This window comes from Streptococcus sp. CCH5-D3 (assembly GCF_001556435.1).
Classification (GTDB): domain Bacteria; phylum Bacillota; class Bacilli; order Lactobacillales; family Streptococcaceae; genus Streptococcus.
Genome location: NZ_LSIW01000069.1, coordinates 15,293 through 38,169 on the forward strand (window position 1 = coordinate 15,293; position 22,877 = coordinate 38,169).

Consider the following 22,877-nt stretch of genomic DNA (forward strand, 5'->3'; position numbering starts at 1 on the left):
TTAGGAGATATTTATGAAATTAACAAAGAAAATTTTTGCCCTATTAGCCCTCGTCTTTGCCTTGGTGGCAGTGACTGCTTGCTCAAGTAACAGTAGCTCTGGTAAATCAACAGCCAAAGCACGTACTATTGAAGAAATTAAGAAGAGTGGTGAACTCCGTATCGCCGTTTTTGCGGACAAGAAACCTTTCGGTTATGTAGATAACAAGGGTGCTTACCAAGGTTACGATATTGAACTTGGTAACCGTTTGGCTAAAGACTTGGGTGTTAAACCTAAATACGTCTCAGTAGATGCGGCCAACCGTGCAGAATTCTTGATTTCAAACAAGGTAGATATTACGCTTGCCAACTTCACAGTAACTGATGAACGTAAGAAACAAGTGGACTTCGCTCTTCCTTATATGAAAGTCTCAATCGGTGTGGTGTCACCTAAAGACAAGGTCATTAAGGACGTTAAAGAGCTTGAAGGTAAGACTTTGATTGTTACTAAGGGGACAACTGCTGAAACTTACTTTGAAAAGAACTACCCAAATATCAAATTGCAAAAGTATGACCAATATAGCGACGCTTACCAAGCCCTCCTTGATGGTCGTGGCGATGCCTTCTCAACAGATAATACAGAAGTTCTTGCTTGGGCTCTAGAAAATAAAGGTTACGAAGTTGGAATCACATCACTTGGTAACCCAGATACCATTGCCCCAGCCGTTCAAAAAGGTAACAAAGAACTCCTTGACTTTATCAATAAAGACATTAAGAAACTTGGCGAAGAGAATTTCTTCCACAAAGATTATGAAAAAACACTTCACCCAACCTACGGTGATGCAGCAAATGCTGATGATCTCGTCGTTGAAGGTGGAGAAGTGAAATAAGACTGGCACTCTCTTAAAGAGGTAAGTCTTGCTTAATAAGAATAAACAACCACTCCTGCTTATATCTAGTCTGGCTAGAAGCAGGAGTGGTTTTACTTGTTTTTATATTTTCTTCTAATCTTCCATTCAACGAAAAAGACATAAATAAACAAGCCTCCAAACATTCCAAATACGATATAAGGTTTCAGACGATCAAACAAGTTTATTCGTTGACCATAAAGGGATTTTGAACCATCATTCCAGGTAATGCTCTTGTTTTCATCATCAATCCGTTCGTAGGATTCGCCATCATAGGTCAAGTAATTGTCTTTACGGACATACATATTCAAATAGTTGTAGCCGTTCTTAGTGGGGAGGTTTGAAAGCAGGCGCTCCTCGGCATAAACTTCAATGTAGAGGGTACCGTCATTAAAGCGTTTAATCTCATCAATGCGTGCATTTTTGATGAGGACATTTCCATCCTGAACAATCTCCCAATTGCGCTTACCTGACTTGTAACCTCCTTCGTAGGATATGGCAAGCTGATGGCTTTCAGATTGCCAAAGGCCATAGATACTGTCTTTATATACGTTATGATCAAAGAAAATAACATAGATAATGAATATAGGTAAGATGATTAGGAAACCTATCCCCAAAATGTTAGCTAAACGGTCTGTAAATTTATCCCAGCGTGCTCGCCATCCCGTTTTACATTTTTGTTCTTTTCGATATGCTTTTCGTGACTGATACTTTCGATTGAGTTTCTTTCGGTCAGCGTATTTTCTGTTTGTTTGGTGTCTCATTGAGTTTTTCTCTCCTCTTTTGCCGAGCCTCTATAATGATAAGAAATGAGCAAATCCCCATAAGTATCAAATAGAAGGCTTCAAAAACCTCATCTATAGTGGTTTTCCGTTCACCATAAGGGCTGGTAGAACCATCTTTCCAAGTAATAGTCTTGTTTCCAGAATTGATACGCTTGTAGGACTCACCGTCATAGGTAAGATAATTATTTTTGCGAAGATAGAAATCCATATAGCTGAAGCCGTCCTTGGTGGGGAGGTCTGTCAGGTAGCCTTCCACAGTGTAGAGCTCCATGTGAAGAGTCCCGTCATTAAGACGCTTGATCGGGCGAGTTCTAGCAGCATAGATAATATATTTACCATCCTGTACGACTTGCCAGTCGATATTTCCTCGTTTCCGAATATACTTATAGGAAATCGCTAACTTATGATAATCAGACTGCCAGAGACCATAAATGTTATCTTTGTTGACTGTATAATGATCGTAATAATAAAAACCACCATACAGCAGTGCAAGCAGCACTAAGATAATCAATTCAGATGTTGGCTCTAGTGGGATTATCTTTCTCCAATCAAAGCGCCATCCTTTGGGTTCTTCAATACTTTGGCAGTCGCTATTTATATTTTCCTCTCCTTTAGAGAGAGTGATTAATTTTTTCTTTGTCATGCCTAATCCTCTCATCAACCATTGTAACAAATTCATCTCCCAAGCAAAAGCTAGCCTGATTTGTGATATAATTGGGAGTGATTGCGGGCAAGAAAATTTTATTTCTTGCCAGACTTGTAAAAATAAAACAGAGGATTTTAAGATGAAACTGACACTCCATGAAATTGCCAAGGTTGTTGGCGCTAAAAATGATGTCACAGCCTATGAAGATGTTGCCATTAACCAAATTGAGTTTGATAGCCGTAAGATTACAGCGGGCGACCTCTTTTTGCCGCTCAAAGGTGCGCGTGATGGACATGATTTTATCCAAACAGCCTTTGACAATGGTGCTTTAGCGACATTCACAGAAAAAGAATTGCCAGCTGATCAAGCCCACATCCTAGTCGATGATGCTCTTGAAGCCTTCCAAAAACTGGCTGCCTACTATCTTGAAAAGACTGGTGTTGACGTTATTGCGGTGACTGGTTCTAACGGTAAGACAACGACCAAGGACATGATTCATGATATCTTGGCCACAACCTATCGTACTTACAAGACCCAAGGTAATTACAACAATGAGATTGGTCTTCCTTATACAGCCCTCCACATGCCTGATGATACAGAGAAAATCGTCCTTGAGATGGGGCAAGACCACATGGGAGACATTCACCTCTTGTCAACCTTGGCGAAGCCAAAAACAGCTGTTGTTACCTTAATCGGAGAGGCTCATTTGGAATTCTTTGGTAGCCGTGACAAGATTGCTCAAGGTAAAATGCAAATGCAAGACGGTATGCCTGATGGTAGCCTCTTGCTTGTACCTAGTGATCCTATCGTCGATCTATTCTTGCCAAGCAATCTTAAAGTGGTACGCTTTGGAGAAGGTGCAGAGCTTACAGTCTCTGAGTTAACAGAATTCAAGGATCACCTCACCTTCTCAACAAATTTCCTAGACGGACAAGTTACCTTGCCAGTTACTGGAAAATACAATGCCACAAATGCCATGGTTGCTGCCTATGTCGCAAAACATTTGGGTGTAACTGAAGAAAATATCCTCTCAGCTCTTGCTAACTTACAGCTGACAAAGAATCGTACCGAATGGAAAAAAGCGGCTAACGGTGCCGACATCCTTTCAGATGTCTACAATGCCAATCCAACAGCCATGAAGCTCATTTTGGAGACCTTCTCAGCTATTCCTAAGAATGAAGGAGGCAAGAAAATCGCTGTCTTAGCCGATATGAAAGAACTCGGTGAACAGTCTGTTCAACTTCACACACAGATGATTCTAAGTCTGACACCAGATGCTATTGATACGGTGATTTTCTACGGTGAAGACATTGCAGAATTGTCACAACTTGCTAGTCAAATGTTCCCTCTTGGTCATGTTTATTATTTCAAGAAAACAGCTGACGAAGACCAATTTGACGCTATGGTCAAACAAATCAAAGAAAGCCTAGGTGAGCACGATCAAATCTTGCTCAAGGGCTCTAACTCTATGAATCTAGCTAAGGTTGTGGAAGAACTCCAAGCCAAGGATTAAGTTCTCTAACCTGCTTTCTAAAGCAGGTTTTTGCTTTACACTGAAATTTGATATAATAGCAGGCATAGTAATTTCATCAGGAGAAGAGAATGAAGGATTTTTTGACAACCACCCAAACTCATCCACCCCAGATACCTTTGCCCTATTATTTGCTTATGCTTTTGGCGATGGTACTTTTGAGTTACTTGAGTTGGCGTTGGTATAAGAATAAGATATGGCGTTGGACCTTTCTCACTATCCAAGCCATTCAACTCTTTGCCCTCTATACTTGGTACCTCTGGCAGGGCTTTCCACTTTACATTAGTTTGCCCCTTTACCATTGCCGCATGGCCATGTTTGCTGTTCTCCTCCTGAAAAATAGTAGAATAAAGAGCTATTTCGCTATTATGGGAGTTGTCGGGACTTACTGTGCATTGATTTATCCAGTATTTGATCCCTATGAGTTTCCACATATCACAGGCTTTTCTTTCCTAATTGGTCACTATGCCCTACTGGTCAATAGCCTCAATGTCATTTTTAACAGTTATAAAATCCATCCCATCAGCAAGCGGATGATTGTGGTGGCTACCTTATTACTAAATCTAGCTTTAGTAATAGTTAATCAGACCATCGGTGGAAACTATGGCATGCTTAAACACACACCATTTATTATGGGAACTCCCTTACTTGTCAAATACCTTGCTGTTTCAGGAGCTCTGATTATTCTCATGATAATCATGAAAAAAGGTCTGGAGCAATTTGAAGAGAAATATTAAATAAATGAAGAAACACGCTATCAGAAAGTTGATAGCGTGTTTCTTCATTTATTTGTTTTATTCTAACACAAAACGCTTTCAGAATTGCTTTCAAACTGTAATTTGGATATAATAAAAGTGCTGTGCCTGCGAGAATTATCGCAAGCCTTGACAACAAATGTAGCTTTCAAAAGACAGAAATTTTCTGAAAGAAGAGCTACAACGATCTTGCTTTTCGTTCTGGTAAAAACCCTATTGCTATTAGTAGCTCTGGGACATGGGATTTTTGAGATTTACAAAGAAGGTGCTGACATCCATACCACTAAGGAAAAGTAACAAAAAGATAATTTTTAAAGAAGAAAGAAAACTATGAGCATTCAAGACGAAATCAAAAAACGCCGTACTTTTGCCATCATCTCTCACCCCGATGCCGGTAAAACAACAATAACTGAACAATTGCTTTACTTTGGGGGTGAAATCCGTGAAGCTGGTACCGTAAAAGGTAAGAAAACCGGAAACTTTGCCAAATCAGACTGGATGGATATTGAGAAACAACGTGGTATCTCAGTAACTTCATCTGTGATGCAGTTTGACTATGCTGGCAAACGTGTCAATATCCTTGATACCCCAGGGCACGAGGACTTCTCAGAAGATACCTACCGTACCCTTATGGCGGTTGATGCTGCCGTCATGGTCGTTGACTCAGCCAAAGGTATCGAGGCCCAAACCAAAAAACTTTTCGAAGTTGTCAAACACCGTGGTATTCCTGTCTTCACCTTCATGAACAAATTGGACCGTGATGGACGTGAGCCACTTGACCTCTTGGAAGAGTTGGAAGAAGTGCTTGGTATTGCCAGCTACCCAATGAACTGGCCTATCGGTATGGGTAAAGCCTTCGAAGGACTTTATGACCTCTATAACGAACGCTTGGAGCTCTATAAAGGTGACGAGCGCTTTGCCAAGATTGAAGATGGTGATACCCTTTTTGCCAACAACCCATTCTATGAGCAAGCTAAAGAAGATATTGAACTCTTGACAGAAGCGGGTAATGAATTCTCTGAGGAAGCTATTTTAGCAGGTGAATTGACACCGGTCTTCTTCGGTTCTGCCCTTACTAACTTTGGGGTTCAAACCTTCCTCGATACCTTCCTCAAATTTGCACCAGAACCACATGGCCACAAGACAGTGGATGGTGACGAGATTGATCCTCTCAACAAGGATTTCTCTGGTTTTGTTTTCAAAATCCAAGCCAATATGGACCCACGTCACCGTGACCGTATTGCCTTTGTTCGTATCGTGTCTGGTGAATTCGAGCGCGGTATGAGTGTTAACCTAACCCGTACAGGTAAAGGAGCTAAGCTCTCTAACGTCACTCAGTTTATGGCCGAGTCCCGTGAAAATGTCGAAAATGCCGTGGCTGGAGATATTATCGGGGTTTACGATACAGGTACTTACCAGGTTGGTGATACTCTTACTGTAGGTAAAAACAAATTTGAATTTGAGCCACTACCAACCTTTACGCCCGAGTTGTTCATGAAAGTTGCTGCTAAGAACGTCATGAAACAGAAGTCTTTCCACAAGGGAATCGAACAATTGGTGCAAGAAGGAGCCATCCAGCTCTACACCAATTACCAAACAGGTGAATACATGCTTGGTGCTGTTGGTCAACTTCAGTTTGAAGTCTTCAAGCACCGTATGGAAAATGAATACAATGCTGAAGTCGTTATGACACCAATGGGTAAAAAGACTGTGCGTTGGATTCAACCTGAGGATCTTGACGAACGCATGTCATCAAGCCGAAATATCTTGGCAAAAGACCGTTTTGACCAACCAGTCTTCCTCTTTGAAAATGACTTTGCCCTCCGTTGGTTTGCGGATAAATATCCAGATGTAACATTGGAAGAGAAGATGTAATACGGCACAAAAGATGACGATTTTAAATCGTTCATCTTTTGACGCTAGCCACTATCTTGTGGCTAGCTAGCCGTCTCACTAACTACGTCAGCCGAATAGTATCGATTCGTCTGACTTCGTGTCGTAATATCTTAATAATGATATCTACACTACATACTATGAGACCGTGGCTAAGTCCCTTACTAACTCGAAAACGGAAAAATATAGTTTCCGTTTTCTCATGTCGTAATACTATGTATAGTTTATGTAATTCGTTCATCTTTTGACGCTAGCTACTATCTTGTGGCTAGCTAGCCGTCTCACTAACTGCGTCAGACGAATAATATCGATTCGTCTGACTTCGTGTCGTAATATCTTAATAATGATATCTATGCCACGTCTCTAAAACAACACAAAATATAGGACTATCTAATCAGATAGTCCTATATTTTTTATAAACCTAATAGTTATCAAGTATAGTTATGATTAATTACTTTAGATAATCACGATTATGATAAATCAAGCCAGCTTCCAAAAGTATGCAAATTGATGATAGCCAGAAACTTGTTGTAATTCCAAAACTTTCAGTAATAGAACTCATCAGAAAGACGAAAACTGAAAAAGCAAGGGTTGAAATGACTTCAAATACAGAATAAACATGTACTAACTGATTTTCATCCACAGTTTCCTGAAGAAAGACACTTTCAGGGACTTCTTTTAACTGAGAAAAGAAGCCGATTAAACTTGAGAAAATTAAAAATGTTTGTGTGTTTGAGAAAAAGAGGATACTGGCTGTGATGGTCGCCATTGCTAAGAGTGGAAAGAGAATACTTTTCCACTTATGAGCTAAAAACTTTTCGGATAGTTTGTAGACAATTATTCCACCTAAAATGATACCAAGGGAATAGGCTGTATTTGAGTAGCCCCAGTAACTTTCAGTTTGTTTTAATACCTCGGTTACAAAAACAAGGATTACAGATGATACCCAGATTGTATTGGAGAAGTCCTCTAATAAATTTGCTTGGACAAATAACTTTAATTTAGGATTTTTTGCAACTAACTTCCATCCTTTTACTAGAGTATCCAGATTAGTTTCCGCCTCTAACTGCTCTATTTTAGCCTGAGGGAGAAAGAGCATCACAGAAGTAGAAAGAAGATAAAGAAATAGGACTATCATCATTGTAGAAAATAGGCCAACCGAAGCGTAAAGGAGTCCTCCCAGTCCCCAACCAATCAATTGCACTCCCTCACCACTCATTGATAAGGCAGCATTTGCCTTTCCCAAATTTGTGGCATATCTAGGAATCATGGCAAAAGATACGGGCGACGCAAAGCCATCTAAGATAGAAATAGCGACAACAAAGATATACATTCCTAAGGCTGGAACAAATTGAGCCTTAAAGAGCATCACAAGGAGTATTGCTAATAGAAAAGTCTTTCCACATTGAGTGAATGAAAGCACTCTATTTAGGGCTAGTTTTTTAGTCACCAATGGCACTAGAAGGCTTGCCACGAAAGCTGACAATCCGATTAGAATCGGAACCATTGAAGTCGCAATAACGGATTTTGTAATGACGTAGATGTTTGCGATGAGAGATACCCTGAGGAAAATATCAGCTAAATTAGCAAATAATTGAGAGAGAAGTAATTTCAGAAAGGATTTAGACATATCGTTTCTCCATATCGGTTACCAAATCTGGAAATGAAATTGGATTCACATATTTATTAAACAAAATAATTTTACAAGAATAATAATCTTATTTAATAAATTCCCATATATGCTTTCTAACTATTTTCCTCTATCAATTTTTTCAAATGTGCTTCATAAGTCTTTGCAATATGCTCGCTCCCTGCCAATTTCATGGCCCCAATATATTTTTTCATTTCGATAATGGACTGATTATTTCCTTCTTTTTTATATTGATAATAATTTTGTGCATATTGAAAAACCAATCGTTCATAAATTTCAGTCTCGATAAAAAAGCATTGGTTTAATTGTTTTTCAAAATACAGTGCATCAATGAGTTCTTCTCTTTCTATGCATGTAATATAAACATTTAATAACATGGTTGATATCATGCGTCGATTATTAGGAATCTCTTTGTAAAAATCAGACCTTCTAGACATCTCCTTTGCCAAAACCATAAGAGTCTCATGGTTCAACACATCTAAGGTATTTGCAAAAATCAATAATTCATAATAACCCCAGTACTCAACACTAAATAGATAATCGGTTAAATCGGTTAGGTCTTGCTGTGTATAATAGCTTTCTCCCGATAAATCCTGCAAGCGAATTTTTAATAAAATAGTATTAATGTGATGAAACTTCTCTCGTTTAGGTTCTGACTCTAATTGAGAATTAAGTAACTTCTTTAATCCATCGATATCATGAGTCGATACAAAAAGTCGAATTTTTGACAATAGCTCATTCAGATCATCACGATGAAAATCATGGACGGCATACATAAATTCGTCAATAGGCATATTAATTTCATCTAAGATCAACATAAACTTTGAAATGGTTAAATCTGTCTGTCCCTTTTCAAAACGGGATAGTTGAGACGTTGAAATACCTGCTTTTGCGATATCTTTTAATCGTAACCCTCTTGATTCACGAAATTTTTTTAAAACTTCTCCAAATTTTTGCATGGAAAACCTCCAGTTTGCACATATGGGAATATATATGTTTTTTTGTATCTTAACATAAAATACAGTAAAACAAAAGTGAGGTAATTAATATGAAGAAACAAAAATTGTTGTTATTGGTTGTTTTAGTTTGCGAAGGAATTATTGTTATCTTAGTTGGATAATAATATTCTCAGTTAAAATTTAAGGAAAAGACGAGTAATGGAGCGCCAAATTAACTACTGTGGCATGTAGTTATTAGCATATTTTGTTTAGTTGTTAGAAACTACATCTCAACTATGTATAGTTAGTGCAAATCGTTCATTTTTTGACACTAGCCCCTATCTTGTGGCTAGCTAGCCGTCTGACTTCGTGTCGTAATATGTTATGAAAACAAGAAAAACCATAGGACTGTCACATAAGACTATCCGATGGTTTCTTTTATTTTTCTGTATTTAGTAACCTGCCTAGGAATCGTTGTAGGGCGAAGAAAACGATGAGGCTGGCCAATGTTTCTCCAAGGAAGGATGAGCTATTGACAATAAATGAATAGAGATAAGGGCTTTGTCCTTTAGGGGCATAGCTTCCCCAAAAGATGACACCGGCTATAAAGTGAATGAGGTAACGAGCAAAGCTACCAAGCAGAATCCCCTCAGTAATCACCATCAGAGACTTGACTTTATTGCCTTCTTTAATAGCTTTATCAAGGGCTGGTTTGACCACACCACTGATACCAATCAGACTAAAGGCGACAAAATATTCCAGAAAACCTTGTGTTAAGGTTAGCCAACCACCGGCTGCCTGTCCTGTCACCACTTGAAGTAGTCCCCAGATAAGACCTCCCATAGCACCAGCTTTTAAGCCCCAGCGAAAACTGAGGAGAAAGATGGGCACCATTTTAAAGGAAAGGGAAATCCAAGGGCCTAGTGACATGGGCTGGGTGACTAGGTCCAGGATATAAGCAATGGTTGCAAAAAGGGCAACCTCAATCATTGGCCGAATATTTGTTTTCGACATAAAAAACCTCCTATACCAATCGTCTTGATTGGCTGTTTTTTGCCACATCAAAACGACGTCATAGAAGTTCCTCTATTTCAATCTATTTTGAGACACATCCCTACGCAGGTCCTAACCTGATCAGGTGGTAAGAGTTTAGGCAGGTCTTGACGAAAAAATCAAGCTAGCCATTCTCAGCAATTGCTCCTCTTGTGACTCTTTAATTGTACTACTAGAAACCCATTTCTGCAAGTGTCTGAAATCCTAAAATTGTGGTATAGTTAAAGCAAGGATTATCTTTACAATAAAAAAGGAGAAACAACTATGGGACTTTTTTCAGGACTGCTTGGTAACGCATCTAAAAAAGATAATGATAAGGTTGAGCGCCAATTGGAAGGTATCTTAATTCCAGGTGAACAGGTGGAGTTAGCCTATGTTTTAGTTCGTGACTTGATTGTCTTTACAGAGAAGCGCTTGATTTTAGTCGATAAACAAGGTGTCACAGGGAAGAAAACCTCTTACAAGTCTATCCCTTATCACTCGATTTCTCGTTTTACTGTAGAAAGTTCGGGGCACTTTGACCTAGATGCTGAACTTAAGATTTGGATTTCATCAGCACTTGAGCCTGCAGAAGTGCTTCAATTTAAGAGTGATAATAATGTCTTTGAAATCCAACAAGCTTTGGCAGCAGCAGTACTAGAGTAATGAGGAAGAAAAATGTTTATTGAAAAAGAACTGGGTTATAAGCGTCACTGGATTAATATCGACTCAGATATTATTTCTGAGCAATCCTATCTTTATACCAAGTATGATATTGATCAGGAAACCATAGAGTATGCTTTGGATAAAAATGAACGAGCTCACATGGACTACAATCGTGAGAATGGGACAATCACCTTTATCTATAACGTTCTGGCACTTGAAAAGGACAAGGAATACTATGAAACCATTCCTCTGACCTTTATTGTTCAAGATACGCGTTTGGTGACCATTAGTAACGAGGATAACGCTTATGTGATAAGCAAGATGCAAGATTATGTGGATAACCATGAGGATTTGTCTATCTACAAATTGCTCTTTGCAGGACTTGAGATGATTTCAAATGCCTACTATCCCGTCATTGAATGTTTGGATCAGCAAAAAGATGAGGTTAGTCGACGCCTAAGACAGACAACGACGAGTAAGAATCTTTACGATCTTTCAGATTTGGAAATAGGCATGGTCTATTTGGTGGCTGCAGCCACACAAAACCGTCTTCTATTGGAACACATCAAGGGGCACGCCATTTATCGTCGTCTCAATGAGGTCGAAAAAGAGCAGTTTGATGATGCCATGATTGAAGCCAGGCAGTTGGTTGCCATGACGGATCTTATTTCTAAGGTCTTACAGCACCTATCAGGTTCTTATGACAATATCCTAAACAACAACTTGAACAACAACTTGAGCAATCTGACCATTATTGAGGTACTCTTAGGAGTGCTTGCCGTTATTACCGGTTTCTTTGGGATGAATGTTCCTCTACCGTTTATGACTGTCAGTCCAGCCTGGATTTTCATCATTATCGGTAGTGCGATTCTTTGTTTGGTCTTGGCCCGCTACCTGCGTTGGTTGGTCCATAAATAATAATTAGTGAGTGAAACCGTCTTCTCAAATTGGAGGCGGTTTTAAAACGTTATTCACTGTCTTTTTATTCTTAAATATGATAGACTAGATGAGTTGTTAAAATAAACGACTATTAAATACAGGTAGTTAACATACTACACAACCAAGTCTCATAAGGTGGCTTCGCACCGCCTTCAAATAGAAAGAAGAATACTTTGAAATTTACAGATTTAAACCTATCAGAAGACATCCAATCAGCTGTTGTAGCTGCCGGTTTTGAAAAGCCATCACCTATCCAAGAGTTGACGATTCCACTCGCTCTTGAAGGTAAGGATGTTATCGGTCAGGCCCAAACTGGTACTGGTAAAACAGCTGCCTTTGGTTTGCCTACCCTAGATAAAATTCGTACAGAAGAAAATACAATCCAAGCCCTTGTGATTGCCCCAACACGTGAGTTGGCAGTGCAATCTCAAGAAGAGCTTTTCCGTTTTGGTCGTGACAAGGGCGTTAAAGTTCGCTCAGTCTACGGTGGTTCTAGCATTGAAAAACAAATCAAGGCCCTCCGTTCAGGTGCCCACATCGTTGTAGGGACACCAGGTCGTCTCCTTGACCTTATCAAACGTAAGGCTCTTAAACTCAATAATATCGAGACTTTGATTTTGGATGAAGCTGATGAAATGCTTAACATGGGCTTCCTTGAAGACATTGAAGCTATCATTAGCCGAGTACCAGAAGAACGTCAAACCCTTCTCTTCTCAGCAACTATGCCTGATGCCATCAAACGTATTGGCGTTCAGTTCATGAAAGATCCTGAGCATGTGAAAATCAAGGCTAAAGAATTGACCAATGTTAACGTTGACCAATACTTTATCCGAGTGAAGGAACAAGAGAAGTTTGATACCATGACTCGCCTTATGGATGTTGACCAACCAGAGTTGTCAATCGTCTTTGGACGTACCAAACGTCGTGTGGACGAGTTGACACGTGGTTTGAAACTTCGTGGTTTCCGTGCAGAAGGTATCCACGGTGACCTTGACCAAAACAAACGTCTTCGTGTTATCCGTGACTTCAAGAACGACCAAATCGATATCTTGGTTGCCACAGACGTTGCAGCGCGTGGTCTTGACATTTCAGGTGTCACTCACGTCTACAACTATGATATTCCACAAGATCCAGAAAGCTACGTTCACCGTATTGGACGTACAGGCCGTGCAGGCCAATCAGGTCAATCGATTACTTTCGTTGCTCCAAACGAAATGGGTTACTTGGGAATCATCGAAAACTTGACTAAGAAACGCATGAAAGGTCTTAAGCCACCAACAGCTCAAGAAGCCTTCCAGGCTAAGAAGAAAGTTGCCCTTAAGAAAATCGAACGTGACTTTGCGGATGAAGCTATCCGTTCTAACTTTGACAAGTTCAAGGGCGATGCGGTTAAATTGGCTCAAGAATTCACACCTGAAGAATTGGCCCTTTACATCTTGAGCTTGACCGTTCAAGATCCAGAGACAATGCCAGAAGTGGAAATTGCGCGTGAAAAACCATTGCCATTCAAACCATCAGGTGGTGGCTTTGGCGGTAAAGGCGGCAAAGGTGGCCGTGGCAACCGCGGTCGCGATAACAACCGTCGTGGTGGATACCGTGGTGACCGTAACCGCGATGACCGAGACGGTGGCCGTCGTGACTTCAAACGCAAGTCTAAGAAAAATAGCCGTGACTTCGAAAACCGTGGCAACAAACGCCCGCACCGTACCTCAAGCGAAAAGAAAAACGGCTTTGTTATCCGTAACAAGGGTGATAAATAAATAATAAAAACGCTCTATGAAAATAGAGTGTTTTTTTATAAACCTATTTTTTGAGACTTCCCTTAGGTGAGTGCGGACGTCAGCGAACTTTTTCAAAGTTCCTAATTATAGTATTTTTTATGAAAGCGCAAACATTATAAGTATAAAATAGTTATTATTAGAAAGTAGAAGTAGTTGTATCAAGTAAAGTCAAAAAACACACGGTTATTTTTCCGTGTGTTCTTTGATATAGGCCAGTTTTTTCTCTCGGCTTTTTTTCTTAAAGAGTGCTTCGGCGCTCATGGCTTCTGGCTTGCTGGGGAAGGCTTCTGAGTAGAGGAGTTTAACTGGTAGGCGAGCTCTGGTATACTTAGCGCCCTTGCCTGAGTTATGGGTTTTGAGGCGGCGTTCGACATCTGTGGTGTAGCCTGTATAGAGGGTGCCGTCGGCACACTCAACCACATACATGTAGGCCTTGCTATCCTTTTCTGTCATCGTTTAGGACTCACCTTCAGCCTTTTTTCCAAAGTAAATCTCAAAGATTTCGTCGGTATAGTCACCATTTTCCTTGTGCACAAAGAGAGGTGGAAGGATTTTCAAGCCATCTGTCGAGCCGTCTTTAATGGCTTCAATCAGGAGCATGTTAGCCTCACGTCCCATCTTAGGATAGATAAACTGAATGCGTTTAGGTGCTAGATTATACTGGCGCATGGTGTCGATGATATCCAAAAAGCGGTCAGGGCGATGCACCATGGCAATGCGTCCATTAGATTTGAGGGCATGACGTGCGACCTGGCAAATTTCTTCCAAATTCGTCGTGATTTCGTGACGCGCCAAGAGGTAGTGCTCTGACAGATTCTTCTTAGACGTTTCGGTCGCCTTAAAGTAGGGAGGGTTACAGAGGATAAGGTCCACCTGAGATCGTGGGGCATGGTCAAGCAAATTTTTTAGGTCGTCATTGACAACAGTCACCTGATTCTCTAGTTGATTAAGAGTTACGGAACGCTTGGCCATATCAGCCAGGCGTTCTTGCAACTCAACCAAGGTAATCGGTGCCTCGGTGCGTGTGCTGGCAAAGAGGCCAACGGCCCCATTTCCTGAACAGAGGTCGACGATTAAGCCCTTCTTTGGAATTTTTGGGAACCGAGAGAGGAGGACGCTATCAATAGAATAGCTGAAGACTTCCTTATTTTGAATGATTTTCACATCTGTGGAGAAGAGTTGGTCAATGCGTTCTCCATCTTTTAAAATTGGATTTGTCATATTTTTAATTGTAACAAAAAACAGCTCCCAAAGGAACTGTTGCGAGTGATTACTCTAGGACACCGAAGGTATATCCTTGATTTTTGAAATATTCGATAATTTGTGGAAGGGTCTGAACAGTCAGCTCCTTACCAGCAGTGTCATGCATAAGGACAACCTTAACATGACTTTCAGGGAAATACTGTTGAGAACCATCCATGTAGGCCATCATAGTTTCAGATGTGGTTGGACGAACAGAGAGTGGTTCTGCATCTCCACAGAGCATGTTCCAGTCAATCCACTGGATACCTTGATTGGCGAGAGCATGGTCAGTTGCCTCCAATCCTTGCCATGACATATGACCACCAGGGTAACGGAAAATTCTTGTTTTAAAGTCCTTACCTAGGATGGCTTGGAAATTGGCATTGGTTTGGTCAACTTCAGAAACAATTTGACTTTGGTTTGGAACACGCCCAGGATAAAGTAGGTTAAAGTTGTGGCTTAGGCTATGGTTAGCAATAGCGTGTCCTTCTGTAATTTGGCGTTTGAGGATGTCCGCATTTTCCTGACTAATGGTATTCCCAATGTGGAAGAATGTGGCATGAACACCGTATTCTTTCAAGATATCCATGACTTTTGGTGTCAAAGTAGGATCAATTCCGTCATCGAAGGTTAAAAAGACAACCTTATCGTCAACATCTTGAGATACACCACGGATAGTGTTATTAACAGCAGTAACGTCGTAGGCATAATCAGAGGCTTCAATGCTATGGTTACTACCCTTTTTGAGTTGTGTTTTGTCGTTTTCTTTAGCTTGTTCTGAAGAAGAACTTGCTCCGTTAGCTACTTGTTCAGTTTTTTCAGTCTGAGCTACTTGTTCAGCTTTAGAGCTGTGGCGTTGTGACAAGACAAAGCCTAGAATAGCCAGTACGGCCAAGTTAGCAATAATAAGGCATAGATTAAGTGCCTTCCTGTTTTTCCCTATAATCTCAATACATTTTTTCATAGTTACATTATAGCTCAAACTATTAGAAAGTGCCACAACATTTTCAATTGTTTTACAAAGAAATTCGATGAAAAAGCACTCCTTTTTTTGGTATAATAGTTAAAAAATTGTAGAAAAAGAGGTAAAAACGTGTTTTACGCTTATTTACGTGGGCTTGTTGTCTTCCTTCTATGGATTATTAATGGCAATGCCCATTATCACAATCGTGACAAGTTATTGAGTAAGGACGAGAACTATATCTTGGTAGCTCCACACCGAACTTGGTGGGACCCTGTTTATATGGCTTTCTCAGCTCGTCCTAAGCAGTTTATTTTCATGGCTAAGAAAGAACTTTTCAAGAATCGTATCTTTGGTTGGTGGATTCGTATGTGTGGTGCCTTCCCGATTGACCGTGAAAATCCTGGTCAAGAAGCTATCAAGTACCCTGTTAACATGCTTAAGAAGAGTAACCGTAGTTTGATTATGTTTCCAAGTGGTAGCCGCCATTCATCTGATGTTAAGGGTGGGGTTGCAGTTATCGCTAAGATGGCTAAGGTTAAGATTATGCCGGTTGTCTATCAAGGACCTCGTGAACTCAAGGGGCTCTTGACAGGTGAACGTGTGGATATGAACTATGGTAATCCTATTGATATTTCAGATTTGAAGCGTTTGAATGACGAAAATATCCAAGAGGTTGCTCGTCGTATCCAGTCTGAATTTGATCGCCTTGATGAGGAAGCTTTGAGCTATCAAACAGGCAAGAAACCCAATCCTTTGACTTATATTTACCGAGTACCTCTCGGTATTGTGGCTATCATTGCGGTACTTTTGACCATGGCTTTCTCATATGTAGCTAGCTTTGTTTGGAATCCTGAAAAACATCGTGCCAAAGAAACTCAGAAATAAGCTAAAAACTCTATCAGACATAGATCTGATGGAGTTTTTTACTTTTTGATGTATTTTTTAAATTTTTTACGAATAAGAAAGAAAATATATCAATTAAGGAGAATAGCGTGAAGGAAAAGATTCTAACCTATGTCAAAGATAATCGTCTGTTTGTGAGTGTCATCGCTGTACTAATGGTGATTTTTTGCTTCTTTCTATGGATGACTTGTGGTGCCGGCAACAGCATGGAGGCGGAGACGTCTTATACAGATGTGACAACATTGTCAACCTCCTCATCCAAAGAAGGGTCAAAATCACTTACTGAAGTATCTTCTCAGTCAAAGACTGAAGAAAGTGAAAAGGATAAGTCAAAAGTAACAGTGGATGTTAAGGGGGCTGTGGCCAATCCAGGTGTTTATACTTTAAAAGCAAGCGCTAGGGTGACTGACGCCATCAAAGCCGCTGGGGGAATGACCGAGGATGCGGATGCTAAGAGTGTTAATTTAGCCGCAAGCTTGTCAGACGAAGAGGTTATCTATGTGGCAACTAAGGATGAAAACCTTTCTGTCCTTGGTCAATCAGGAACTAGTCAGGTTTCTGACAAAGGAGGGCAAACTAATGCTAAGGATGGGAAAATTAATTTAAATACAGCGACTGCAGAGGAATTGCAAACCATTTCTGGAATTGGAGCTAAGCGAGCAGAGGATATCATCGCCTATCGTGAAAGTCATGGAGGCTTTCAATCCGTAGATGACTTGAAAAATGTCTCAGGAATTGGAGATAAAACATTAGATAAAATCAGAGAGTCCCTCTATGTGGCTTAAAAAAGCTCCAATCAATCTTTTTTCCTTGTCTCTTTTAATAGCTGCCCTTTATTTTACGATTTTTGTCACTAATGTTTACGCTATTGGGACTTTTGTCTTTCTTATGGTCTGTTTTTTGAAGCATCATTGGAAGAATAAGACAGCCCTAAAGTTGGTGGGACTTGTAGGTAGTTTCTTTTTGGTCTACTTTTTATTCTTGCACCACAGAGCTAGCATACAAGATAAACAAGCCCCTGCTGAAATCAATCAGGTGACTCTGATTGCTGATACGCTATCGGTTAATGGTGAGCAATTATCCGCTATCGGTAAGGCCAAGGGACAAAACTATCAGGTCTTTTACCGACTCAAATCTGAGAAGGAGCAGCATTTTTTCAAGACTGCTAGCCAAACGCTAGTATTAAAAGGGAAAATTACGTTAACCCCAGCAACTGGTCAACGTAATTTTCAAGGGTTTAATTATCAGTCTTATCTAGCCAGTCAAGGTATTTATCGAATCGCTCAGATTGAGCGCTTGGACCAAGTGGTACCTCAAAAATCTCTATCTCCCCTAACTTTTTTCCATCAACTGAGGAGGAGGGCTTTGGTTCATATCCAGACGCACTTTCCTAGTCCTATGAGACACTATATGACAGGCCTGCTCTTTGGATATTTGGATAAGGAGTTCGATGAGCAGAGCCAGCTTTACACAAGTTTAGGTATTATTCATCTATTCGCACTTTCGGGGATGCAAGTGGGCTTTTTTCTGGGGTGGTTTCGCTACGGTCTCCTACGCTTAGGTCTTCCTAAAGATTATCTATTTATCGTCTTGCTGCCTTTTTCCTTATGTTATGGCTTAATGACAGGATGGACAGCTTCAGTCCTACGTTCCTTGGTTCAAAGTTTGCTGGCTGAGTTTGGTATTAAAAAACTGGACAATATGGGAATAACCTTGCTTCTATTGTTTCTCTTGTTACCTCATTTTCTCTTAACAGTGGGAGGTGTATTAAGTTGTTCCTATGCCTTCTTGTTGTGTTTGTTTGATTTTGAGGACTTGTCATCTTTAAAGAAATCAATCTATACGAGCTTGGTATTGAGTATTGGGATTTTACCCTTTTTAACCTACTATTATGGGACTTTTCAACCAGTTAGTTTGATTCTCACTGCAATCTTTTCAATTGTATTTGATAGCTTTCTCTTGCCTGTATTGACAGTATTCTTTGCCCTCTCAGGATTGGTAATCTTCTCTCAAATCAACCCACTTTTTGAATGGATGGAGTCCTTTTTGACTTGGATACAATCCTGGATAGGTCAACCTTTGATTTTAGGGAAACCTAGTTTGTTTCAGTTTGGCTTGATGATAGCAGTATTGGTTATGCTCTTTGATTTTTGGAAAAAGCCTCAGTTTAGGATTTGCCTTTTGATGATTTTTGGACTTTTGATGGTCTGGGTCAAACATCCTTTAACCAATGAGGTGACTGTGGTTGACGTTGGTCAGGGAGATAGTATTTTTCTGAGGAGTATGAAAGGTGATACCATCCTAATTGATGTGGGTGGCAAGGTGACGTTTGGAACTAAGGAAAAATGGCAAGAGTCTAGCCAGACGAGCAATGCGGAGAAAACCTTGATTCCCTATCTACAGGCTAGAGGAGTGTCTCAAATTGATTATCTGGTCCTGACGCATACGGACACAGACCATATTGGTGATTTGGAAGAAGTGGCCAAGTGTTTTAAGATTAAGGAAATCTGTGTCAGTCAGGGGGCTTTGACTAAGTCTAGCTTTGTTAAAAGACTTCGGACTATAAAATGCCCAGTTCACACTCTAAAGGCTGGCGACAAATTACCTATGATGGGAAGCAATCTACAGGTTCTTTATCCCAATAAAATTGGTGATGGTGGTAACAATGATTCGATAGTTCTTTACGGAAAGCTATTAGGAAGCAGTTTTCTGTTTACCGGTGATTTGGAAAAAGAAGGAGAGGAGGAACTGATGGCTAGCTATCCAACTTTAAGGGCAAGCGTCCTCAAAGCTGGACACCACGGTTCAAAAGGTTCTTCGTCTGAAGCTTTTTTGGACCAGCTGCACCCCTCCCTTGCACTTGTTTCAGCTGGTGAGAACAATCGTTATAAACATCCAAATGATGAAACAATAGAACGTTTTAAGCAACGCCACATTAAAATTTTACGAACAGATAAAGACGGAGCCATCCGTTTTAAGGGCTGGTTTAAATGGTCAAGTGAAACTGTCCGATAATTGTTAGAGTTCTTAATTTGTCATGCACCTCAATCTATGGTAGAATGTAAAAGCTAATATTCCAGTATAAGAAAGATTGAACAGTATGCGTAAAATTATCATCAATGGTGGTAAGAAACTTCAGGGAGAAGTTACAGTATCAGGGGCTAAAAATTCAGTTGTTGCATTGATTCCAGCCATCATTTTATCTGATGGAGTGGTTACTCTTGACGGGGTACCAGCAATCAGCGACGTCGATAACCTAATTGAAATTATAGAAGTAATGGGTGGTTCTGTTAAGCGTGATGGCGAAACACTCGAAATTGATCCTCGAGGCGTTAAGGATATGCCAATGCCATTTGGTAAGATTAACAGTCTTCGTGCTTCTTACTATTTCTACGGTAGCTTGCTTGGACGTTACGGTCAAGCAACAGTAGGTTTGCCTGGTGGTTGTGATTTGGGACCACGTCCTATTGACCTTCACCTTAAGGCTTTTGAAGCGATGGGTGCTAGCATTTCCTATGAAGACGAATCTATGCGTATTGCGACTGATGCTGGTCAACGCATTAAGGGTGCTCATATCTACATGGATACGGTCAGTGTTGGAGCGACGATTAATACCATGTTGGCTGCGGCTAAGGCTGACGGTCGTACGGTCATTGAGAATGCGGCGCGTGAACCTGAGATTATTGATGTAGCAACTCTTCTTAACAATATGGGCGCACGTGTTCGTGGCGCTGGTACAGAAGTCATCACGATTGAAGGTGTAGAGAGCTTACATGGCACTCGTCATCAGGTTATTCCAGACCGTATTGAAGCGGGTTCCTATATTGCTATGGCCGCGGCTATCGGTAAGGGAATTAAGGTTAAAAATGTTCTTTATGAACACCTTGAAAGTTTTATTGCTAAACTTGAAGCAATGGGTGTTCGTATGACAGTTGAAGAAGATGCCATCTTTGTGGAAGAGCAAGGTGATCTAAAACCTGTTGACATTAAGACATCGCCTTATCCAGGTTTTGCGACTGACTTGCAACAACCGATGACACCATTATTGCTCAAAGCAAGTGGTCGAGGAAAAATCATAGATACAATTTATGAAAAACGTGTGAACCACGTTCCTGAATTGGCTCGTATGGGAGCTGATATTCAGGTACTCGGTGGACAAATTGTTTACAATGGTCCAACACAACTCTCAGGTGCGCCAGTAAAAGCCAGTGATTTGCGTGCAGGTGCTGCGCTTGTTACGGCAGGTCTTATGGCAGAAGGTCAAACTGAAATTACCAATATTGAGTTTATCCTTCGTGGGTATTCAAATATCATTGAGAAACTTTCTGACCTTGGTGCAGATATTCGTTTGATTGAAGATTAAGTCTAAGGTTCAACCCCTAGTGGTTGAGCCTTTTTCCATTTCTAAAACTGTGTTATAATACTATCATGGATATTTGGACTAGTCTGGGTGCTTTTGCCTTCTTTGAGTCGGAGCGCCTTTCTTTTAGACCACTCATCTTTTTGGATCGTTTTGATTTACACGAAATTGTATCAAATCCTAAGAATCTACAATTTTTCTTTCCTGCTACTCAAACACAGCATGAAACGGATTGCCTTTTGGTTCATTACTTCATGAAGGAGCCTCTAGGTGTATGGGCTATTGTAGATAAAGAGTTAGAAAAGATGATTGGCGTCGTTCGTTTTGAAAAGATAGATGTCCAGAAACGGACTGCAGAGCTTGGCTATTTTTTGAATGCCTCATACTGGGGTAGAGGCTTAATGACAGAGGCAGTTACTTGTCTGTCAAATTTGGCTTTGACAGCTATGGGAATGGATCGTATTATTCTTATTGCCCACTTGGAAAATAAGGCATCGATTCGTGTAGCAGAGAAGTCTGGCTTTAAACTTGTGTCCCGTTTTAAGGGAGCAGACCGATACACCCGTACCATGCGTGATTATCTCCGCTTTGAGAAGGAGGAGAACTGTGAGTAAACATCAAGAAATTCTAGATTATCTAGAGGCCTTACCTATCGGTAAGCGTGTTAGTGTGCGTAGTATTTCGAATCACTTACAGGTTTCTGATGGAACTGCCTATCGAGCAATTAAAGAAGCTGAAAATCGAGGGTTGGTTGAGACACGTCCTCGGAGTGGGACAGTTCGAATTGAAAAGAAAGTCCAGGTTCGCCTTGATAAGCTGACCTTTGCGGAGATTGCGGAGATTACAGAGTCTGAGGTTATCTCTGGTCATGAAGGTCTGGAACGTGTCTTCAGTAAGTTCTATATCGGAGCCATGACTATTGAGAATATCACCCGTTATCTAACCAAAGGAGATCTTCTTATTGTTGGGGACCGTGAGGATATTCAATTGCTTGCCCTAGAACACAATAATGCTATTCTAGTGACGGGGGGCTTTCAGGTTTCCGATAGGGTTAAAGAGCTTTCACGTTTGAAGCAATTTCCAGTCATGGTAACAACTTACGATACTTTTACCGTGGCAACCATGATTAACCAGGCACTTTCGAATGTCCGTATCAAAACAGACATCAAGACTGTAGCTCAAGTCTATACCAGACGAGAAGACTACAACTACATGACTCCAGAAATGACAGTCAGGGATTTTCAGAATTTGGTGAAACGGACGAACTTGGTGCGTTTTCCTATTCTGTCTGAGGCTGATAAGGTGATTGGGATTGTGACCATGCGAGATGTGTCTAATCAGCAACCGACGACCATGCTCAAGGCAATAATGACCAAGCCGACGGTGACACGACTTGAGACTAGTCTGGCAACTGTGGCCCAAAAGATGATTTTTGAGGACTTTGATATCATTCCTGTTGTGGATGAAGAAAAACACTATCTAGGTGTTATCACCCGTCGTCAGGTTTTGGAAGAACTTCAGGACAATAATCGTGGCAACTTGCACACCTTTAGCGATCAAATGATAGCTAACCTAAACCAGGACAAGCATGCTTTCAGCTTTGAGGTCGAGCCCACTATGATTGACAATTCTGGAAACCTCACTCAGGGTGTTCTTGCAGAGATGGTTAAAGAGGTTGTCTATCGTATCATGGAAAAACAGGAACAAAATGGTCTTGTGATTGAAGAGATGATGTTTTACTTTCTTCAGGCAGCTCAGATCGATGACAAGGTGACGATTACACCAAGTATTATTGCTGAAACCAGACGTAGAGCCCATCTGGACCTTATGGTTAGTCACGGAAATCATACCGTCTGCAAATCAGTCGTTGTGGTTAAGAAAACTTAGTAACTAAAAATAAAAGAT

Annotated in this window: 21 protein-coding genes and 1 riboswitch; of the genes, 13 read left to right on the plus strand and 8 right to left on the minus strand. The window is 40.5% G+C overall.

What is annotated here, in order from left to right; all coding sequences use genetic code 11:
- The first annotated feature begins 13 nt into the window (after positions 1 to 13).
- On the plus strand, positions 14 to 868 hold the full coding sequence (locus AX662_RS04535) for a cysteine ABC transporter substrate-binding protein (protein ID WP_060971739.1): 855 nt from the start codon (positions 14 to 16) through the stop codon (positions 866 to 868).
- A gap of 92 nt (positions 869 to 960) precedes the next feature.
- On the opposite strand, the gene AX662_RS04540 is transcribed toward AX662_RS04535, so the two are convergent.
- Both AX662_RS04540 and AX662_RS04545 read right to left on the minus strand, forming a co-directional pair.
- The gene (locus AX662_RS04540) at positions 961 to 1,650 is read right to left on the minus strand and encodes a hypothetical protein (RefSeq protein ID WP_060971740.1); all 690 of its coding nucleotides are present in this window, start codon (positions 1,648 to 1,650) and stop codon (positions 961 to 963) included.
- Positions 1,619 to 2,314, minus strand: coding sequence for a hypothetical protein (locus AX662_RS04545; protein ID WP_229040625.1), 696 nt, complete (start codon positions 2,312 to 2,314; stop codon positions 1,619 to 1,621). The genes AX662_RS04540 and AX662_RS04545 overlap by 32 nt, the downstream gene beginning before the upstream one ends.
- Positions 2,315 to 2,456: 142 nt before the next feature.
- Here AX662_RS04545 and AX662_RS04550 point away from each other — a divergent pair, with 142 nt between their 5' ends.
- The 3 genes from AX662_RS04550 (at position 2,457) to AX662_RS04560 (ending at position 6,478) form a co-directional block, all read left to right on the plus strand.
- Entirely contained in the window at positions 2,457 to 3,830 is a 1,374-nt protein-coding gene (locus AX662_RS04550; RefSeq protein WP_060971741.1) for a UDP-N-acetylmuramoyl-tripeptide--D-alanyl-D-alanine ligase, read from the plus strand.
- 89 nt (positions 3,831 to 3,919) lie between these two features.
- Positions 3,920 to 4,585, plus strand: a complete 666-nt coding sequence (locus tag AX662_RS04555) for a YwaF family protein (RefSeq protein WP_060971742.1) — start codon at positions 3,920 to 3,922, stop codon at positions 4,583 to 4,585.
- A gap of 348 nt (positions 4,586 to 4,933) precedes the next feature.
- Positions 4,934 to 6,478, plus strand: a complete 1,545-nt coding sequence (locus AX662_RS04560) for a peptide chain release factor 3 (RefSeq protein ID WP_008535319.1) — start codon at positions 4,934 to 4,936, stop codon at positions 6,476 to 6,478.
- Positions 6,479 to 6,947: 469 nt separating this feature from the next.
- Here the strand turns inward: AX662_RS04560 and AX662_RS04565 are convergent, their stop codons facing one another.
- The 3 genes from AX662_RS04565 to thiT form a co-directional block, all read right to left on the minus strand.
- A complete protein-coding gene (locus AX662_RS04565) occupies positions 6,948 to 8,126 on the minus strand; it encodes a ryptide export MFS transporter (protein ID WP_060971743.1) in 1,179 nt (392 codons plus the stop codon).
- 116 nt (positions 8,127 to 8,242) lie between these two features.
- Positions 8,243 to 9,106: a helix-turn-helix domain-containing protein gene (locus AX662_RS04570; protein WP_060971744.1), complete on the minus strand. Its 864-nt coding sequence runs from the start codon at positions 9,104 to 9,106 to the stop codon at positions 8,243 to 8,245.
- A 417-nt stretch (positions 9,107 to 9,523) separates the two neighbouring features.
- Positions 9,524 to 10,099: an energy-coupled thiamine transporter ThiT gene (gene thiT, locus AX662_RS04575; RefSeq protein ID WP_049553635.1), complete on the minus strand. Its 576-nt coding sequence runs from the start codon at positions 10,097 to 10,099 to the stop codon at positions 9,524 to 9,526.
- Positions 10,100 to 10,179: 80 nt separating this feature from the next.
- Positions 10,180 to 10,299: riboswitch (TPP riboswitch) on the minus strand.
- Positions 10,300 to 10,402: 103 nt separating this feature from the next.
- Here thiT and AX662_RS04580 point away from each other — a divergent pair.
- From AX662_RS04580 to AX662_RS04590, 3 genes are all read left to right on the plus strand, one after another.
- Positions 10,403 to 10,783, plus strand: a complete 381-nt coding sequence (locus AX662_RS04580) for a PH domain-containing protein (protein ID WP_021152428.1) — start codon at positions 10,403 to 10,405, stop codon at positions 10,781 to 10,783.
- A 12-nt stretch (positions 10,784 to 10,795) separates the two neighbouring features.
- Entirely contained in the window at positions 10,796 to 11,701 is a 906-nt protein-coding gene (locus tag AX662_RS04585; protein WP_014634904.1) for a magnesium transporter CorA family protein, read from the plus strand.
- Between the two features lie 194 nt (positions 11,702 to 11,895).
- Complete coding sequence (locus AX662_RS04590; protein WP_004183188.1) at positions 11,896 to 13,482, plus strand: DEAD/DEAH box helicase; 1,587 nt, start codon at positions 11,896 to 11,898, stop codon at positions 13,480 to 13,482.
- Positions 13,483 to 13,686: 204 nt separating this feature from the next.
- On the opposite strand, the gene AX662_RS04595 is transcribed toward AX662_RS04590, so the two are convergent.
- From AX662_RS04595 to AX662_RS04605, 3 genes are read right to left on the minus strand one after another with little or no spacing between them, the layout of a single operon-like run.
- Complete coding sequence (locus tag AX662_RS04595) at positions 13,687 to 13,956, minus strand: GIY-YIG nuclease family protein (protein WP_060971745.1); 270 nt, start codon at positions 13,954 to 13,956, stop codon at positions 13,687 to 13,689.
- A 3-nt stretch (positions 13,957 to 13,959) separates the two neighbouring features.
- Entirely contained in the window at positions 13,960 to 14,724 is a 765-nt protein-coding gene (locus tag AX662_RS04600; RefSeq protein ID WP_014634900.1) for a tRNA1(Val) (adenine(37)-N6)-methyltransferase, read from the minus strand.
- Positions 14,725 to 14,773: 49 nt separating this feature from the next.
- The gene (locus AX662_RS04605; protein ID WP_060971760.1) at positions 14,774 to 15,709 is read right to left on the minus strand and encodes a polysaccharide deacetylase family protein; all 936 of its coding nucleotides are present in this window, start codon (positions 15,707 to 15,709) and stop codon (positions 14,774 to 14,776) included.
- A gap of 129 nt (positions 15,710 to 15,838) precedes the next feature.
- Between AX662_RS04605 and AX662_RS04610 the strand changes: the two genes are divergently transcribed.
- The 6 genes from AX662_RS04610 to spxR all read left to right on the plus strand — a co-directional run bounded on the left by AX662_RS04610 (position 15,839) and on the right by spxR (position 22,859).
- Positions 15,839 to 16,594 carry a lysophospholipid acyltransferase family protein gene (locus AX662_RS04610; protein WP_060971746.1) on the plus strand — a complete coding sequence of 252 codons (756 nt, stop codon included), beginning with the start codon at positions 15,839 to 15,841 and terminating at the stop codon, positions 16,592 to 16,594.
- A 107-nt stretch (positions 16,595 to 16,701) separates the two neighbouring features.
- Positions 16,702 to 17,397: a helix-hairpin-helix domain-containing protein gene (locus AX662_RS04615; protein WP_060971747.1), complete on the plus strand. Its 696-nt coding sequence runs from the start codon at positions 16,702 to 16,704 to the stop codon at positions 17,395 to 17,397.
- Positions 17,387 to 19,627, plus strand: coding sequence for a DNA internalization-related competence protein ComEC/Rec2 (locus tag AX662_RS04620; RefSeq protein WP_060971748.1), 2,241 nt, complete (start codon positions 17,387 to 17,389; stop codon positions 19,625 to 19,627). Before AX662_RS04615 ends, AX662_RS04620 begins: the two co-directional genes overlap by 11 nt.
- An 85-nt stretch (positions 19,628 to 19,712) precedes the next feature.
- The gene (locus AX662_RS04625; protein WP_060971749.1) at positions 19,713 to 20,975 is read left to right on the plus strand and encodes a UDP-N-acetylglucosamine 1-carboxyvinyltransferase; all 1,263 of its coding nucleotides are present in this window, start codon (positions 19,713 to 19,715) and stop codon (positions 20,973 to 20,975) included.
- 65 nt (positions 20,976 to 21,040) lie between these two features.
- A complete protein-coding gene (locus AX662_RS04630) occupies positions 21,041 to 21,586 on the plus strand; it encodes a GNAT family N-acetyltransferase (RefSeq protein ID WP_048673823.1) in 546 nt (181 codons plus the stop codon).
- Positions 21,579 to 22,859, plus strand: coding sequence for a CBS-HotDog domain-containing transcription factor SpxR (gene spxR, locus AX662_RS04635; protein ID WP_060971750.1), 1,281 nt, complete (start codon positions 21,579 to 21,581; stop codon positions 22,857 to 22,859). Before AX662_RS04630 ends, spxR begins: the two co-directional genes overlap by 8 nt.
- The last annotated feature ends 18 nt before the right edge of the window (positions 22,860 to 22,877 follow it).